Annotated in this window: 17 protein-coding genes; 3 read left to right on the forward strand and 14 right to left on the reverse strand. The window is 56.3% G+C overall.

The window, feature by feature from the left end:
• Nucleotides 1–140: 140 nt before the first annotated feature.
• The 3 genes from mnmE to Q8O73_RS14110 are packed head-to-tail and all read right to left on the reverse strand — an operon-like array spanning nucleotide 141 to nucleotide 2,140.
• Nucleotides 141–1,511, reverse strand: a complete 1,371-nt coding sequence (gene mnmE / locus Q8O73_RS14100) for a tRNA uridine-5-carboxymethylaminomethyl(34) synthesis GTPase MnmE (protein WP_305558798.1) — start codon at nucleotides 1,509–1,511, stop codon at nucleotides 141–143.
• On the reverse strand, nucleotides 1,508–1,882 hold the full coding sequence (locus tag Q8O73_RS14105; protein ID WP_305558799.1) for a ferredoxin: 375 nt from the start codon (nucleotides 1,880–1,882) through the stop codon (nucleotides 1,508–1,510). Before Q8O73_RS14105 ends, mnmE begins: the two co-directional genes overlap by 4 nt.
• Before the next feature lie 6 nt (nucleotides 1,883–1,888).
• A complete protein-coding gene (locus tag Q8O73_RS14110) occupies nucleotides 1,889–2,140 on the reverse strand; it encodes a DUF6489 family protein (RefSeq protein ID WP_305558800.1) in 252 nt (83 codons plus the stop codon).
• Nucleotides 2,141–2,305: 165 nt separating this feature from the next.
• Between Q8O73_RS14110 and Q8O73_RS14115 the strand changes: the two genes are divergently transcribed.
• The gene (locus Q8O73_RS14115; protein ID WP_305558801.1) at nucleotides 2,306–4,348 is read left to right on the forward strand and encodes a thioredoxin domain-containing protein; all 2,043 of its coding nucleotides are present in this window, start codon (nucleotides 2,306–2,308) and stop codon (nucleotides 4,346–4,348) included.
• Nucleotides 4,349–4,392: 44 nt separating this feature from the next.
• Nucleotides 4,393–4,875, forward strand: a complete 483-nt coding sequence (locus tag Q8O73_RS14120; RefSeq protein ID WP_305558802.1) for a methylated-DNA--[protein]-cysteine S-methyltransferase — start codon at nucleotides 4,393–4,395, stop codon at nucleotides 4,873–4,875.
• 2 nt (nucleotides 4,876–4,877) lie between these two features.
• Here Q8O73_RS14120 and Q8O73_RS14125 read toward each other — a convergent pair whose 3' ends face one another.
• Nucleotides 4,878–5,432: an HD domain-containing protein gene (locus tag Q8O73_RS14125; RefSeq protein ID WP_305558803.1), complete on the reverse strand. Its 555-nt coding sequence runs from the start codon at nucleotides 5,430–5,432 to the stop codon at nucleotides 4,878–4,880.
• A 133-nt stretch (nucleotides 5,433–5,565) separates the two neighbouring features.
• Here Q8O73_RS14125 and Q8O73_RS14130 point away from each other — a divergent pair, with 133 nt between their 5' ends.
• The gene (locus Q8O73_RS14130) at nucleotides 5,566–5,871 is read left to right on the forward strand and encodes a hypothetical protein (protein WP_305558804.1); all 306 of its coding nucleotides are present in this window, start codon (nucleotides 5,566–5,568) and stop codon (nucleotides 5,869–5,871) included.
• 69 nt (nucleotides 5,872–5,940) lie between these two features.
• Here Q8O73_RS14130 and rho read toward each other — a convergent pair whose 3' ends face one another.
• The 10 genes from rho to Q8O73_RS14180 all read right to left on the reverse strand — a co-directional run bounded on the left by rho (nucleotide 5,941) and on the right by Q8O73_RS14180 (nucleotide 14,687).
• Nucleotides 5,941–7,203, reverse strand: coding sequence for a transcription termination factor Rho (gene rho / locus Q8O73_RS14135; RefSeq protein ID WP_305558805.1), 1,263 nt, complete (start codon nucleotides 7,201–7,203; stop codon nucleotides 5,941–5,943).
• 291 nt (nucleotides 7,204–7,494) lie between these two features.
• A complete protein-coding gene (locus tag Q8O73_RS14140) occupies nucleotides 7,495–7,854 on the reverse strand; it encodes a helix-turn-helix domain-containing protein (RefSeq protein ID WP_305558806.1) in 360 nt (119 codons plus the stop codon).
• On the reverse strand, nucleotides 7,851–8,537 hold the full coding sequence (locus Q8O73_RS14145; RefSeq protein WP_305558807.1) for a Smr/MutS family protein: 687 nt from the start codon (nucleotides 8,535–8,537) through the stop codon (nucleotides 7,851–7,853). The genes Q8O73_RS14140 and Q8O73_RS14145 overlap by 4 nt, the downstream gene beginning before the upstream one ends.
• Nucleotides 8,527–9,222, reverse strand: coding sequence for an LUD domain-containing protein (locus tag Q8O73_RS14150; protein ID WP_305558808.1), 696 nt, complete (start codon nucleotides 9,220–9,222; stop codon nucleotides 8,527–8,529). Before Q8O73_RS14150 ends, Q8O73_RS14145 begins: the two co-directional genes overlap by 11 nt.
• Entirely contained in the window at nucleotides 9,219–10,667 is a 1,449-nt protein-coding gene (locus Q8O73_RS14155) for a LutB/LldF family L-lactate oxidation iron-sulfur protein (RefSeq protein ID WP_305558809.1), read from the reverse strand. Before Q8O73_RS14155 ends, Q8O73_RS14150 begins: the two co-directional genes overlap by 4 nt.
• Before the next feature lie 4 nt (nucleotides 10,668–10,671).
• A complete protein-coding gene (locus tag Q8O73_RS14160; protein WP_305558810.1) occupies nucleotides 10,672–11,463 on the reverse strand; it encodes a (Fe-S)-binding protein in 792 nt (263 codons plus the stop codon).
• Between the two features lie 154 nt (nucleotides 11,464–11,617).
• Nucleotides 11,618–12,517: an ABC transporter substrate-binding protein gene (locus tag Q8O73_RS14165; protein WP_305558811.1), complete on the reverse strand. Its 900-nt coding sequence runs from the start codon at nucleotides 12,515–12,517 to the stop codon at nucleotides 11,618–11,620.
• 4 nt (nucleotides 12,518–12,521) lie between these two features.
• Nucleotides 12,522–13,208, reverse strand: coding sequence for a DNA polymerase III subunit epsilon (gene dnaQ / locus Q8O73_RS14170; RefSeq protein WP_305558812.1), 687 nt, complete (start codon nucleotides 13,206–13,208; stop codon nucleotides 12,522–12,524).
• Entirely contained in the window at nucleotides 13,201–13,803 is a 603-nt protein-coding gene (gene coaE / locus Q8O73_RS14175; RefSeq protein ID WP_305558813.1) for a dephospho-CoA kinase, read from the reverse strand. Before coaE ends, dnaQ begins: the two co-directional genes overlap by 8 nt.
• A gap of 20 nt (nucleotides 13,804–13,823) precedes the next feature.
• On the reverse strand, nucleotides 13,824–14,687 hold the full coding sequence (locus Q8O73_RS14180; protein WP_305558814.1) for a shikimate dehydrogenase: 864 nt from the start codon (nucleotides 14,685–14,687) through the stop codon (nucleotides 13,824–13,826).
• Nucleotides 14,688–14,694 lie beyond the last annotated feature (7 nt).

Below are 14,694 nucleotides of genomic sequence, written 5' to 3' on the forward strand. Positions count from 1 at the left end.
TCGGATCGCCTTCCATACTGCTCTTAATTCATCATCACGCCGCCATCGAAGTCGACGATGTTTCACGTGAAACACTTTTTGATATGCTTAAATCCCGCTTGTTTATAGGCCATCCGGCACAGGTCGGGACTATCATCGGCTTATTTGCCGATGCAGAAATCGCCGAAAATAATATCCAGCAAATCCTCAACATCGACCCGGCCGGTTATCTTGCCGATTTCACGCACCGCCAACCGCACATCTTCGGCGGCCAGTTCGGCAACATCGCTGCGCAATCCGCGCGCCAGATGCGTGCTGGTATCTTCCAGCGCCCGACGATGGCGCAACCGCGTCAGCGGCACCGGCCCGGCAAAATCAAGACCCTCTTTTACGCGACTTTCCAGATGGTGCAAGAGACTTTCCATCCCCGCCCCGCTCATGGCCGATATCGCCAAAACGGGAAGCTCAACCTCGCGGCCATCCTGTGCCTGCCCGCGCCATTGCGACGGAAGGCTTGCCGCAGCAGCCCCGTCATCAACCTTGTTAACCAGAATCACCGTTCCGCTATCAATCAGCTTTGCGGTTTCCGGGTCTATATGGGGCCAATAGGCACGATCCACCACCACCAGCCGCAAATCGGCGTCCTGCGCCCGGGCGGTGGCCCGGCGCACCCCTTCGGATTCGATCACATCGCTGCTGTCGCGCAAACCGGCGGTATCCACCATCGTCACCGGAAATCCGCCCAGATCAAGATGTACCTCGATGATATCGCGTGTCGTCCCGGCAATGTCGGACACAATCGCCGCCTCGCGCCGCGCCAGCCGGTTCAGCAAGCTTGATTTCCCGGCATTCGGCGCGCCCAGAATGACAATCTGATACCCATCACGCAGCCTTTCACCTCGCCGGTTATCGGCAAGATGGGCGATGATGTCATCATACACCGCCGCCAGATCGCCGCGCACCACCGGCACAATCCCGTCGGGCAAATCTTCGTCCGGGAAATCAATATCGGCCTCGATATGGGCCAGGGCCTTCATCAACCGCGCCCGCCAGCTTTCATAAAGCGCGCCCAGTTCCCCCGCCATCTGTCGCACCGCCTGACGGCGCTGGGCGGCGGTTTCGGCATCAATCAGATCGGCAATGCCTTCGGCGGCGGTCAAATCCATCTTGCCGTTTTCAAAGGCCCGCCGGGTATATTCCCCCGGTTCTGCCAGCCGCAATCCCGGCTGGCGCGACAGGCAATCCAGCACCCCGTCAATCACCGCCCGCCCGCCATGAACATGCAGTTCAACCACATCTTCACCGGTAAAGCTGGCCGGACCCTGAAAATAGATAGCCACCGCATCATCAAGGCGTTCGCCACTTGCCGGGTCTGAAATCGGCGCATAGATCGCATGTCGGGGTTTTGGCGGGCTGTTGCGGCCCAGCAATTCATTTAAAACCGCCCCGGATTGCGGACCGGACAACCGAATGACCGCCACCCCGGCGCGCCCCGCCCCGCTTGAGAGCGCAAAAATCGTTTCGCGTCTCATGCCCGTCCAACCGCTTCCTGATCCAATCCCGCCGGAAGATCCGAAAGCCGCAGGCGTTCGACAATCTCCCCATCGACCAGATGGCGTTGCAGAATTTCATCAATATCGGCCATCGTCTCAAACCGATACCAGACCCCTTGCGGATAAATCACCATCACCGGCCCCAATTCGCACCGGTCCAGACATCCGGCCGTATTGATCCGGGTTTGCGGCAGGCCCATTTCCTTGGCCCGCACCTTCATGTAATTGCGCAGCTTTGTCGCCCCCTTGCTGTGGCAACAGCCGCGCTCATGACCGGCAGGGCGTTCATTCTGGCAAACAAAAACATGGTCCTTGAAATAGGACAGGGTCGGCGTCACATCGGCTTTCAATTTGGCTCAGTCCTTTTTGGCGGGTCCGTTTCCGGCATTGAACTGTCCCCAGAATACCTTTTGCATCTGTTCCCAGTTCTGCATGCCCTGCGGCAGCCAGGTTTTCAACAGGGTATCTGGGTCCATCGCCGCAAGATTGGTCTTCATACGATCCTCGATATCCTTCATCAAGGCCTGCTGCATGGGCTGCACATCCGGAAGCCCGAAAAACGTCCGCAATTCTTCCGGCGTGCAATCGATATCGACGGTCACTTTCATCGCCCTGATCTCCTTTATAAGGTTCTTTCGCCATTATGCCCGGCAATGGCGTCTTCACAATCAATAACCGGCTTTTTTTATCAAGTCCTTGCCTTTCCCGATATCGGCCTTACCCTGAAAGAAACCGGAAACGCCAAAACAGCCCAACCGGGCACAGGAACGGACATGGATACGACCCGCAACAATCTCGACACAGAAACCAGCCCCTATCTTTTGCAACACCGCGACAATCCGGTGCATTGGCAACCGTGGTCAGCCGAAATTCTGGCCGAGGCCAAAGCGCAAAACAAGCCGGTCCTGCTTTCGGTCGGCTATGCCGCCTGTCACTGGTGCCATGTCATGGCCCATGAAAGTTTCGAGGATGATGGCATTGCCGCCCTGATGAATGATCTGTTCATCAATGTCAAACTCGACCGCGAAGAACGTCCCGATCTGGACAGCCTCTATCAAAATGCCCTGGCCCTGCTGGGCCAACAGGGCGGCTGGCCCCTGACGATGTTTCTGACCCCCGATGGCAATCCGTTCTGGGGGGGCACCTATTTCCCCAAAGAACCGCGTTATGGCCGCCCCGGATTTGGCGATGTCTTGCAGACCGTCTCCAACATCTATCAAAATCAGCCCGATAGCGTCGCCCACAATGTCAGCCAGATCAGCACCGCCCTGCACCGCCTGAATGCCGGGCGCAGTGGCACGATTCCCGCCCCGGAAAAAATTGATGAATTTGGCAAAAGCTGCCTGCAACTGGTGGATCCCGACAATGGCGGCACCAAAGGTGCCCCCAAATTCCCGCAACCTTCGCTGTTTTCCCTGATCTGGCGGGTCGCAAACCGCACCGGCGACAAAATCCTGTCCGCCGCCGTGCAATTGACCCTGAACCGCCTGTCACAGGGCGGCATTTATGATCATCTGGGCGGCGGTTTTGCCCGCTATGCCGTCGATGAACACTGGCTGGTGCCGCATTTTGAAAAGATGCTTTATGACAATGCCCAGCTGATTGACCTTTTATGCGATGTCTGGCGCGTCACCCGCAATCCGCTTTATGCCGCTCGCATCGAGGAAACCATCACCTGGCTTCTGCGGGACATGCGCGCCGATGGCGGGGCCTTTGCCGCCAGTCTGGACGCCGACAGCGAGGGGGTGGAAGGCAAATTTTATGTCTGGGATATTGCTGAAATCACATCCCTGTTGCCAGCCGATGACGCCACCCTGTTTGCCGATATCTATGACGTCACACCGCAGGGAAACTGGGAACACAGCACCATTCTGAACCGCACGCAATCCGGGATGGAACTGCGCGATGACGCCACCGAAAAACGGCTGGCCGATCTGCGCAATACCTTGCTGGCAGTGCGGGACAAACGCATCTGGCCGGGCTGGGATGACAAGGTTCTGACCGATTGGAACGCCATGACCATTGCCGCAATGGCCGAGGCGGCAATGGTTTTCAACCGCCCGGACTGGCTGGATTATGCCAAACTTGCCTATAATTTTGTGATCCGCAATCTGATGATCGGCGATCGCTTTTTGCACAGCTATCGCAATGGCAAGGCCCAACATGCCGGGATGCTCGAAGATTATGCCCAGATGATCCGCACAGCCTTGCGGCTGTATGAATGCTTTGGCGAACAAGCCTATCTGCGCACGGCAACAGTCTGGTGCGACAAGGTCGAAGAACTGTTTGCCGATGCCAAGGGCGGTTATTTTCAGTCGGCATCCGATGCCAGCGATCTGGTGATCCGGCAAAAACCCTTTATGGATAATGCCGTACCGTCTGGTAATGGCATTATGGCGCAAAATCTGGCCCGGCTTTATGCCCTGACGGGCGAGACAAAATATCGCGACCGCGCCGAAACCACCATTGCCGCCTTTGCCGGTCGGATAGAGGAACAGTTCCCCAATATGCCGGGCCTGCTTCTGGCGGCGGAAATGCTGCAAAATCCGGTGCAAATCGTGCTGATCACCAATGCCCGCAGTCAGGATTTCATCCTGATGCGGCGTGCAATCTTTGCCGCCTGCCTGCCCAATCGCGCCATCACAATCCTGCAAAAGGGCGATATTCTGCCCGACGGGCATCCGGCACAGGGCAAAACCATGATGGAGGACAAGGTCACAGCCTATGTCTGTCAGGGTCCGGTGTGTTCTGCTCCGGTAACCGATGCCAATGATCTTGCAAAACTACTTGCCGACATGGCCGGGGAAACGGCATAAATCCCAAAGACTGATTCATTTTCCGTCCCCTCACTGGAAAAACCATGCCCCAGATTTCCATCAACAGCCCGGTCGGCGCCCTGACCCTGTTTGAATTTGACGATCAAATCGTCGCCCTTGACTGGGGCTTTGTTGAGGATATGGATCCCAGCCCGGTTTTAAACGAGGCCAAATCGCAACTTGAGGCCTATTTCGCCGGAAAGCGTGCAGATTTTGATCTGCCGCTTGCCCCCCACGGCACCCCGTTCCAACAAGCCGTCTGGCAGGCCATGTGCAAAATTCCAGCAGGCAAAACCGCCACCTATCAGGAACTGGCGATTGCCGCAGGGTCACCCAAGGGTTTCCGCGCCGTTGGCATGGCCTGTGGCCGCAACCCGATCCCGATCCTGATCCCCTGCCACCGCGTTCTGGCCGCAGGTGGCAAACCGGGCGGTTATTCCGGCTGGGGCGGGTTGGAAACCAAGGCCGCCCTGCTGCGCCTTGAAGGTGTTGACCTTGGGGGCGTGCAGGGAAAGCTGGCGGTTTAAGATCACGTCCCGGTTTGTTGATTTTCTTCAAGATGCCAGACACGCACATCGCGGATAATGGCATCAAACCGCGCACTTAACGCCGGACTGACCGGGCGGCACGGGGCAACCACCGCCTCGGCCCAATCGACATAACGCAGGATTTCCGCACGGTCCCAGCCAATCGGTGTATCGGTCAACATCGCCCCGACATTGGCAATTTTATCCGCCAGCCGCACCAATTTGGCCGCATCGGACAAATCGGGTGCCGTTTCAATCTGTCGGGCCTTGCGCACCGGGCGCGGCAAATCCTTGTCATCACTGACTTCGGCGACAATCCCGGCAATTACCGGGTTAAAACAGATGGCAATTTCATCTTGCGTCGCCCCGCAATCCTCGATCACATCATGCAGGATCGCTGCACACAAAATGTCTTGGGATGTTGCCGGTTCACATTCGGCAATCAGGCGCGCAACCTCGATGGGATGATTGATATAGGGTTCATTGGCCGGGCCCTTGCGGCGTTGGTCCCGATGCGCACGGGCGGCAAAATCGATGGATTTCAAAAGAAGCTGCATCAGCCTGTCAGCAATTGTGGATACTTCTGCCAGATTCCCATGTCACGCCCGTCACTTCAAGCCCTGTTATCTCGACTTTTGCGACACAGCCCCCACATAAAAACAACAGGGATTACCGCAAAAGGATATCGCCATGCCTGCCAGCCTGCATCTCAAACTGATCTTGCAAAATGACAGCAACGATCCCCTCAGCCTGACCGCCCTTGCACCGCAGGACGGCTGGCAGGATGCCCCGCCCCGTCATCTGGCCCCCGGTGATGTGGTGCCGTGTTATATCATCGCCAATGATGAACTGGCGATTACCCTGCATTATGGTGCGCATCATGTTGAATTGCATCTGGGTGACGGTACCGTTCGCGTCGATCCCGGCAACACCATCCTGACCGGTCAGAAACTCGATGGTCAGAATGCCGAAATCACCCTTGCCTTTCGCCCCTGACCAAACAAAAACGGGGCCCGCAGCCGGACCCCGTTTTAAAAGATTTACCTGCAATCCGATCAGGCCGGATCAGCCATTCATCGAATCGAAGAAATCGTCGTTGTTCTTGGTGGTTTTGAGCTTGCCCAGCAGGAATTCCATCGCATCCTGCGACCCCATCGGGTTGAGAATCCGGCGCAGAACCCACATTTTGGCAAGGACATTCTTGCTGACCAGCAATTCTTCCTTACGGGTGCCGGATTTCAGAATATCAATCGCCGGGAAGATGCGCCGGTCGGCCAGTTTCCGATCCAGAATCAATTCAGAATTGCCCGTACCCTTGAATTCCTCAAAGATCACCTCGTCCATGCGCGATCCGGTATCGATCAGCGCGGTCGCGATAATGGTCAACGACCCGCCTTCTTCGATATTACGGGCCGCCCCAAAGAAACGCTTGGGACGTTGCAGGGCGTTGGCATCCACACCACCGGTCAGAACCTTGCCGGAACTGGGCACGACAGTGTTATAGGCACGGGCCAGACGGGTGATCGAGTCCAGCAAGATGACAACATCATGCTTGTGTTCCACCAGACGCTTGGCCTTTTCCAGCACCATTTCGGTAACCTGAACGTGGCGCGATGCCGGTTCGTCAAAGGTCGAACTGATCACCTCACCCTTGACCGAGCGGTCCATATCCGTGACTTCTTCCGGCCGTTCGTCAATCAGAAGAACGATCAGATAGGCCTCGGGATGGTTTTCCTCGATGGCATGCGCGATATTTTGCAGCATCACCGTTTTACCGGTGCGCGGCGGTGCGACGATCAGGGCGCGCTGCCCCTTACCCAGCGGCGACACCAGTTCAATCACCCGGTTGGTGATGTCCTTGTTGCCTTCGCGGTCAAATTCGCGCTCCATATTCAGACGTTCGTCCGGATAAAGCGGCGTCAGATTGTCAAAATTGATGCGATGACGGACTTTTTCCGGCGCATCAAAATTGACCTTGTCCACCTTCAAAAGCGCGAAATAACGTTCGCCTTCCTTGGGGGACCGGATCTGGCCTTCTACCGTATCACCGGTGCGCAGGCTAAACCGCCGCACCTGGCTGGGCGAAACATAAATATCGTCCGGACCGGCCAGATAATTGGCTTCGGGACTGCGTAAAAAACCGAAACCATCCGGCAGCACTTCAAGAACGCCAAGGCCAAAAATGGCATGGTCGTTTTCGGCAAGCTGTTTGAGAATGGCAAACATCAGCTCCTGCTTGCGCAAGGTGCTGGCATTTTCGATTTCAAGTTCCTCGGACAGGGCAAGAAGCTCGGTCGGAGATTTCTTTTTCAGGTCTTGGAGATGCATATGTGCAAAAATGATCTGTAATTGCCGGGAAGGGCGAAAACGGGAAGGGATGATTTTCAGGAAATGAAGTTCAGACAGGCCCGGGTTGTATCACGGTCGCCTTGCGTCCGAATTATCCCTTGGGTTGCTATAAGGCAGGGCAGTTTCGTTCAACAGGATCGAAACCCTGCTGATAGATACCCCCGATTTTTGCAATAGTCAAACCGTGTTTCGCACCTGCACGGATGAAATCGGGCAAATCATCGCCAAAATCGCACCTTTTATTGTGATCTGGTTCATAATCGCGATCCTTTATGCGGATTTTTCCCGCACAATTTCCAGCATCCTCGCCAATTGCTGATCCCCCATCCCGGCAATCCGTTCCGCCAGAAGATTGGCAAGTTCGGTCGCCTCGGGGGCCAGTCCGGCGGTATCGACCGTCACCTTGGGGTGGGACAACTGCGCCAGACGTTTGATATCGTCAACATCATCCCACACCAGATTGAAATAACCGCAAATCTGCTGCACCAGTCCGGGGCTGGGCCGGCCGCGATGTCCATGTTCCAGCGCCGACAGATAGGCCGGCGACAATTGCAGCGCATTGGCCATATCGGTCAGGGTAACATTGTGCCGTGCCCGCAATTCGCGAATGCGGTTGCCAAAAGGTGTCACGGGCGTCTCCGTTTCAGCAAAACATAATAGGCCCCCGCCCCGCCATGCTGGATGCTGGCCTGACTGATCGCCAGAATGCGCGGTCGCAAATGCGGCGCGCTCAGCCATTGCGGCGTGCGGGACCGCAAAAGTCCGGTGCGGCCATATTCATCGGCCCGCGACCCCTTGCCGGTAATCACCAGAACGCAGCGTTTCCCGGCATACCAGCAATCATTGATAAAGGCATCCAGCGCATGGTGGGCCACTTCCTGGGTCATGCCGTGCAAATCGATCCGGCCATCAATCGTCATCTGGCCTTTCTGGAATTTGCGCGCCGTCGATCCATCAATTCCGGCGGTTACACCGGGTTTCAATTCGGTGGTTTGCGGGTTTTTGATCTGGGGCCCACGGTCTGCATCACGCGCCGACGGTAAATTGCGCGTTGCACGGTTTTCCTCGGATTTTGCCATTGCCTCGCGCAGGGGCTGCGTTGGGAAACCCGGTTGTGACAGGGCGGTATCGCCGTCTTCGCCGCCATTATCGGGACCATTGGCAACATCGCCTAACAACCCGGATATAGTGGCACCTTTACGTTCCTTTTTACGGGAACGCAGGGGTTTGACATCATGTGTAAAAGCCTCCCACAGGGCTTTTTCACTGTCGCTGACGCTGCGATGCTTTTTGGGTTTGTGATTACGTGTCATCGACCAGAACGATATGCAGGCGACGCGGTCCATGTGCGCCCAGCTGTATCGTTTGTTCGATATCGCCTGTCCGCGACGGACCCGTCACCCAAAGGAATGTTCGCGGCATATTGCCGTGTCCTTCGCTTTGACGCAACCGTGCCCATACATCTTCGTAACATCCGGTCACCCTGCTGGCGTGGACAACCACAATATGGGTGTCGGGCAAAAGGTTCAGGGTATAGGGATGATCCGGACCGGATCGCACCATGACCGTGCCGGTTTCCGCCACAGCGGCAAAACTGGGGGTGACGCTGACCGCGTCTTCCGGCCCGGCAATCCCGGCAGAAATATCCAGCATGGTCTGATCCCACGCCAGACCGGAAATACCCGCATCCGGAGCAACACGCACCCGTGCAGGCAGGTTCTGATCGGCCAGATACCGCGCCACTTCACGCGGAATATCATCCGGGCTGCCCACCCGTGTCACCGTGGCGGAAACCTGCGTTGCCATCTTGATGAACAGATCAATCTGTTGTGCATGGGGCAATTGCGCACGGGCCGGAATCAGGTTTGCCACCGGGTTTTTCAGGCGGTCTGTCACCTCATCCGGGGTATCAGGTGGGGTATCAGGCATCTGGGCCGGACGACCCAGACTGTGACGGATACGGCCCAGAATGGCATCTCGCGATGTGGAATTGCTCATTTCGGTCCTCCGTCCTGCCGGGATTTGTTTTTTTGCTGTTCCTCCCAAAGCTGTTTGAAAGTTTTGCCCTCAGGCACCGGCAAATCACGGATTTGCGTCCAGCCTCCGGCAAAAGGCAAGGATCGCAAGGCTCCCCTGCCACCGCCCAGAATCCGCAATAATCGCGCTGCAAGCCCGGTCGCCGCCCGGTACAGGCGGGGTCTGGAAGCCATAAAGGCCCAGCCTTTCAGGCCATAACGCACCGAACTGGCCCCCAGATGTTTTTCAAATTCGCGTTCGCGCCAATGGCGCATCATTTTCGGCAAGGGAATGCGCATCGGACAGACTTCCTCGCATTTCCCGCAGAAAGTCGAGGCATTGGGCAAATGCCCCGACTGATTGATCCCGATCAGGGATGGCGTCAGAACCGATCCCATCGGCCCCGGATAAACCCAGCCATAGGCATGACCGCCCACCGCCCCGTAAACCGGGCAATGATTCATGCAGGCGGCACAGCGGATACAGCGCAACATATCCTGAAAATCGGTGCCCAGCATGTTGGACCGGCCATTATCAAGCAGGACCACATGATATTCCTGCGGCCCGTCAAGGTCTTCTGCCCGGCGCGGCCCGGTCGAAAACGTGGTGTAGGACGACATTTCCTGTCCGGTGGCGGACCGCGCCAGAACGCGCAGGATGGTTGATGCGTCTTCAAGGGTCGGCACCACCTTTTCCAGACTGGCAACCGCGATATGCACCCGTGACAGGGTTTGCGTCAGATCGCCATTGCCTTCATTGGTGACAATTACCGATGTCCCGGTTTCCGCAATCAGGAAATTGGCCCCGGTAATGCCGATATCGGCGGCAAAGAAATGTTCGCGCATCACCTCGCGGGCTTCGTCCAGCAAATCACGCGGTTCATCCAGCACCCGGTTGGGATCACGGCCCTTGTGGGTGGCGCGGAAACTGTCGGCAACCTGTTCCTTGTGGACATGGATGGCGGGCGCGATGATGTGGCTGGGCGGTTCATGGCGCAACTGGATGATATATTCGCCCAGATCGGTTTCCACGACCTGCAAATCCTGTTTTTCCAAAAAGGCATTCAGGCCGATTTCCTCGGAAATCATCGATTTGCCCTTCAGGACTGATTTGGCATCCTTGTCACGGCAAATCTTCAAAATCGTCTGACAGGCTTCTTCGGAATCCTTGCACCAGTGCACATGCCCGCCATTGGCTTTCACATTGGCTTCAAACGCCGTCAGATAATGATCCAGATTTTCCAGCGTGTGGTTTTTGATCTCCACCGCCTTGTCGCGCAGCGCCTCAAATTCCGGCAACGCGGCAATCGCGGCACTGCGTTTGTCCTTAAACCCGGTTTTCAGTCGGCCAAGGGCACGTTGCAGGCTTTGATCCAACAGCGCGTCATGGGCATTTTCGCGAAATTTCGGGGATGTCGAAACATGCATGGCGTTATTTCCCTTCCGGATCGCGACCGGCAATGCCCGGTGCATGGTCTGTCATCCCGGCCAGAATTTCGGCAACATGGCGAACTTCGATATCCGATCCCTCGCGCCGCAATTTTCCGGCCATATTCATCAGACAACCCAGATCGCCCGCCAACAGGGTGGTGGCCCCGGTTGCAGCAATATCGGCGGTTTTATCCCCGACCATCTTGCCGGAAATTTCAGGATATTTGACGCAAAAGGTCCCGCCAAAACCGCAACAGGTTTCGGGTTCCTTCATTTCGCGGATCGCAAGCCCCGATACTGTTTGCAAAAGCGCACGCGGCTGCTGTTTGACGCCCAGTTCGCGCAGGCCCGAACAACTGTCATGATAGGTCACCGTGCCGTCAAACTGCACATTCAGGGTTTTCACCTGCATGATATCGGTCAAAAACGACACCAGTTCATGGGTCTTGGCCGACAAGGCTTTGACATCGGCCAAAATCGCCGGTTCATCGGCAAACAGTTCGGGAAAATGTTTGCTGATCATCCCGGCACAGGACCCGCTGGGCGCGACAACATAATCATAACCGGCAAACATCGCAATTAACGGCCGCGCCACCTTTTTGGCCGAGTCGCGGTCGCCGGAATTAAAGGCAGGCTGCCCGCAGCAGGTCTGGTCCATCGGCATATCGACGATACATCCGGCATCTTCAAGCAATTTGACCGCCGAAAACCCGACGGTGGGTCGAAACATGTCAACCAGACAGGTAACAAACAGGCCAACCCGGGGACGAACGGGCGGAATCGGTGACGTCATGGCGGTTTCCTCTCTGCGGACCGGATGAATGCGGGACGGTCAATGGCCTGTCTGCGCGGTTCCCCAACCGTGATGCAGATACGCCACAACTGGTAATACCAATTTTGCCACCCCCGGTCCACAAAATGATCGCCAGTCCGGATTTACAGCAGGGTCATTCGCCGGTGGTAGAACCGCTTTCCATACCGCTGCCAACATCCACACAGCCCAGGCCATCATTGCCGCGATCCATCATCGCCCGCATGAAAGACCCCTGTTCGTCACTTTCAAGGCCAAATTTCTGGCGAACTTTCGCAAATTCGCCACTTTCCTTGATCCTGTTTAATGATTTTTGCAGAGCATCAAGATGATCGGACGGAGTATCGCGGCTTAACGCAAGATACAGATAACAAATCCGGTACACCGCCATCGAGGAAATCCTGTTGGCCGGGATATTGTGGGTGGCAAGGTCGGCACGCAGATGACTGATACCAAGCGCCACCAGATCAAGACGTTGCGCCATCAACATCGGAACCAGCAATTCCTGGCGCGGCACCGATACAAGGTTTGCCACCCCGCGTTGCCGCAGATAATCCTCGCGGGCAGCCCCCATCGCCACCCCGATTCGCGCCTGTGACAGGACATTTTCAAACGGCATCTCGCGCCAAGGCCCGTCGCTTAATCCATAAAGCGACCAGACGGTACGGCTGACCGGCCCGACCCATGTAAACAAATCCTCGCGGTCCGGGGTGCGGGTCGTGGGATATATCACCTGACGCGGCCCGCTCAGGGTCGCCTGATAGGCGCGTTTCCAGGGATTTTTTTCCTCGATATGCGGCAGGCCCGCCTGATCAAACACGGTTTGAACCAATGTATCAAAATAGGCCAGATCGGGCCGGGGACCGGAATTGTCGATTTCATAAAGATGCAGGGTATAGGGGGCGGCGAGATCAATCTGCTGCCCGGCACTGCTACAAACCGGAAAGCCCCCGAAAAACAGCAAAGACAAAAGACGGCCAGCAATATTTTGCCAGACCCTGAATGTACCGGCCCTGCCCGGTACCCTGCATGTCATTTTGCTATTTCAGCCAAAGGGAATCCTTTATTTTTTCGCGAATATAGGCCTGATGTGCGGCCAGTTCGTCGGGTTTTGCGGCGTGGGGGCGCGGCGGACGCATCCCGGATTTCGGTCCCAATATGCGTTCAGCGGCATCGCCATCCCCGGCATTGGGGTCCAGCAACAGGCCATGTTGCCGCCCGCCAATCAGTTCAAGATAAACCTGCGCCAGCAAGTCCGAGTCAAGCAACGCCCCGTGCAGGGTCCGGTTGGTATTGTCGATTTTAAACCGGCGGCACAGGGCATCCAGATTGACCGGCGATCCCGGAAATTTCCGGCGCGCCATTTGAACCGTATCAATGGCGCGTTCCATCGCGATCAATGGCTTGTTGATCCAGCCCAGTTCCGCATTCAAAAATTTCATGTCAAAGGCGGCATTGTGAATCACCAGATGGGAATCATGGCCGATGAATTCAAGAAACTCGTCCACAATGACGCTGAAAACCGGCTGTTTCGCCAAAAATTCATCCCCAAGGCCATGCACGTCAAAGGCTTCTTTGGGAACCGGGCGTTGCGGATTGATATATTGGTGATATTGCCGCCCGGTCGGCAAGTGATCGAACAGTTCGATACACCCGATTTCAACCAGACGATGGTCGGCATAGGGATCAAGACCGGTGGTTTCGGTATCGAGAACGATTTCACGCATGATGGTTCCGTTTTGCAAGGGCAGTCACGATGGATCGAATATAGCCAAAAGTCACCGCACGACCCAGTCCTGTTGGAATGATAAAATCCGCCCGGCGGCGTTTATCACGATCGGGCATCTGTTTTTGTAAAATATGCCGGAATTTTTCATCATTCATATCGGGCCGGGCCAAAACCCGCTGACGCTGGACAAAGGCCGGCGCCGATACCACCGCCACATAATCGCAACGGGCATCCCCACCGGTTTCAAACAATAACGGAATATCGAGAACCACAAGCCGCCGCCCCACCCGGCGCTGCTGGCGCAAAAACGCCTTTTCGCGGGACTGGACCAAGGGATGCAAAATGCCTTCAAGCCTGGCCAATTCCGGCGCATTGCCAAACACAAGCCCGCCCAGAATTTTACGGTCAACCTTGCCTGCCTGTATTGCCCCCGGAAAATTTTTGGCAATCGCGTCAAACGCCGCCCCACCCGGTTTCATCAGATCATGCACAACCGCATCGGCATCATGAACCGGAACACCCAGATACCGAAACATCCCGGCCGCGGTCGATTTGCCCATTGCGATTGATCCTGTCAGACCAAGAATAATCATTATATCCTAATCCGGTTATTTTAATCGGGCGAAAGCACGAATTCGCGCAATTCCGATGTCACTTCAGGATCAATTCCAAACCATCGCCGAAAACCCGGCCGGGCCTGATGCAACAACATCCCCAAACCGTCAACCACCCGGTTGCCGCGCTTTTGCGCCTGATCCAGCAAATCGGTCATCAACGGCGCATAGACAATATCGGTCACAAGGGCGGTTTGTGGCAAACCATCCAGATCGATATCGAGTTTCGGTTGTCCGACCATGCCCAAAGCCGTGCTGTTGACCAGCAAGGCGGCATCGGCCATGCCCGATGTGGCAAGGGGCCAGTCAACCACGCAGATACGCGGATCATTCAGGGCATCGGCCAATTCTTCTGCCCGCGCACGGGTGCGATTGGTCAGGCGAATTTCCGGGCATCCTTCATCAAGCAACGCCACCAAAACAGCCCGCGCCGCCCCGCCTGCCCCCAAAATCACTGCGGGGCCGCTGCCAAAATCAAAATCGGGGGTTTCCTGACGCAGATTTTCGATAAACCCATACCCATCGGTATTATCGCCCTGAATCCGGCCATCCCTGGCGAATGTCACAGTATTGACCGCGCCGATCCGCCGGGCACGTTCGGATAATTCATCACATTCCGGCAGGGCCATTTCCTTTTGCGGAATTGTCACATTGACCCCGGCAAAGCCCAGATTGCGCAAGGATTCCAGAGCCGCCTGAAAATTTTTCGGTTCGACCGGCAAGGGCATATAACTGCCATCAATCCCGTATTTCGCCAGCCAGTATCCCTGTAATCGCGGCGATTTTGAATGCGATACCGGCCACCCCATCACCCCGGCCAGGCGCGAGGTTCCGGTCAGGGTGCGAATTTTTGGTGCAGACATGATGGTC

It is taken from the genome of Thalassospira sp., from assembly GCF_030690045.1.
In the GTDB taxonomy this organism is placed as follows: domain Bacteria; phylum Pseudomonadota; class Alphaproteobacteria; order Rhodospirillales; family Thalassospiraceae; genus Thalassospira.

Excerpts from the sequence above, each read along its gene's own strand:
- mnmE (WP_305558798.1), bottom strand. The coding sequence starts at position 1,511 with ATGAGACGCGAAACGATTTTTGCGCTCTCAAGCGGGGCGGGGCGCGCC.
- Q8O73_RS14110 (WP_305558800.1), bottom strand. The coding sequence starts at position 2,140 with ATGAAAGTGACCGTCGATATCGATTGCACGCCGGAAGAATTGCGGACG.
- Q8O73_RS14115 (WP_305558801.1), top strand. The coding sequence starts at position 2,306 with ATGGATACGACCCGCAACAATCTCGACACAGAAACCAGCCCCTATCTT.
- Q8O73_RS14120 (WP_305558802.1), top strand. The coding sequence starts at position 4,393 with ATGCCCCAGATTTCCATCAACAGCCCGGTCGGCGCCCTGACCCTGTTT.
- Q8O73_RS14125 (WP_305558803.1), bottom strand. The coding sequence starts at position 5,432 with ATGCAGCTTCTTTTGAAATCCATCGATTTTGCCGCCCGTGCGCATCGG.
- Q8O73_RS14130 (WP_305558804.1), top strand. The coding sequence starts at position 5,566 with ATGCCTGCCAGCCTGCATCTCAAACTGATCTTGCAAAATGACAGCAAC.
- rho (WP_305558805.1), bottom strand. The coding sequence starts at position 7,203 with ATGCATCTCCAAGACCTGAAAAAGAAATCTCCGACCGAGCTTCTTGCC.
- Q8O73_RS14145 (WP_305558807.1), bottom strand. The coding sequence starts at position 8,537 with ATGACACGTAATCACAAACCCAAAAAGCATCGCAGCGTCAGCGACAGT.
- Q8O73_RS14150 (WP_305558808.1), bottom strand. The coding sequence starts at position 9,222 with ATGAGCAATTCCACATCGCGAGATGCCATTCTGGGCCGTATCCGTCAC.
- Q8O73_RS14155 (WP_305558809.1), bottom strand. The coding sequence starts at position 10,667 with ATGCATGTTTCGACATCCCCGAAATTTCGCGAAAATGCCCATGACGCG.
- Q8O73_RS14160 (WP_305558810.1), bottom strand. The coding sequence starts at position 11,463 with ATGACGTCACCGATTCCGCCCGTTCGTCCCCGGGTTGGCCTGTTTGTT.
- Q8O73_RS14165 (WP_305558811.1), bottom strand. The coding sequence starts at position 12,517 with ATGACATGCAGGGTACCGGGCAGGGCCGGTACATTCAGGGTCTGGCAA.
- dnaQ (WP_305558812.1), bottom strand. The coding sequence starts at position 13,208 with ATGCGTGAAATCGTTCTCGATACCGAAACCACCGGTCTTGATCCCTAT.
- coaE (WP_305558813.1), bottom strand. The coding sequence starts at position 13,803 with ATGATTATTCTTGGTCTGACAGGATCAATCGCAATGGGCAAATCGACC.
- Q8O73_RS14180 (WP_305558814.1), bottom strand. The coding sequence starts at position 14,687 with ATGTCTGCACCAAAAATTCGCACCCTGACCGGAACCTCGCGCCTGGCC.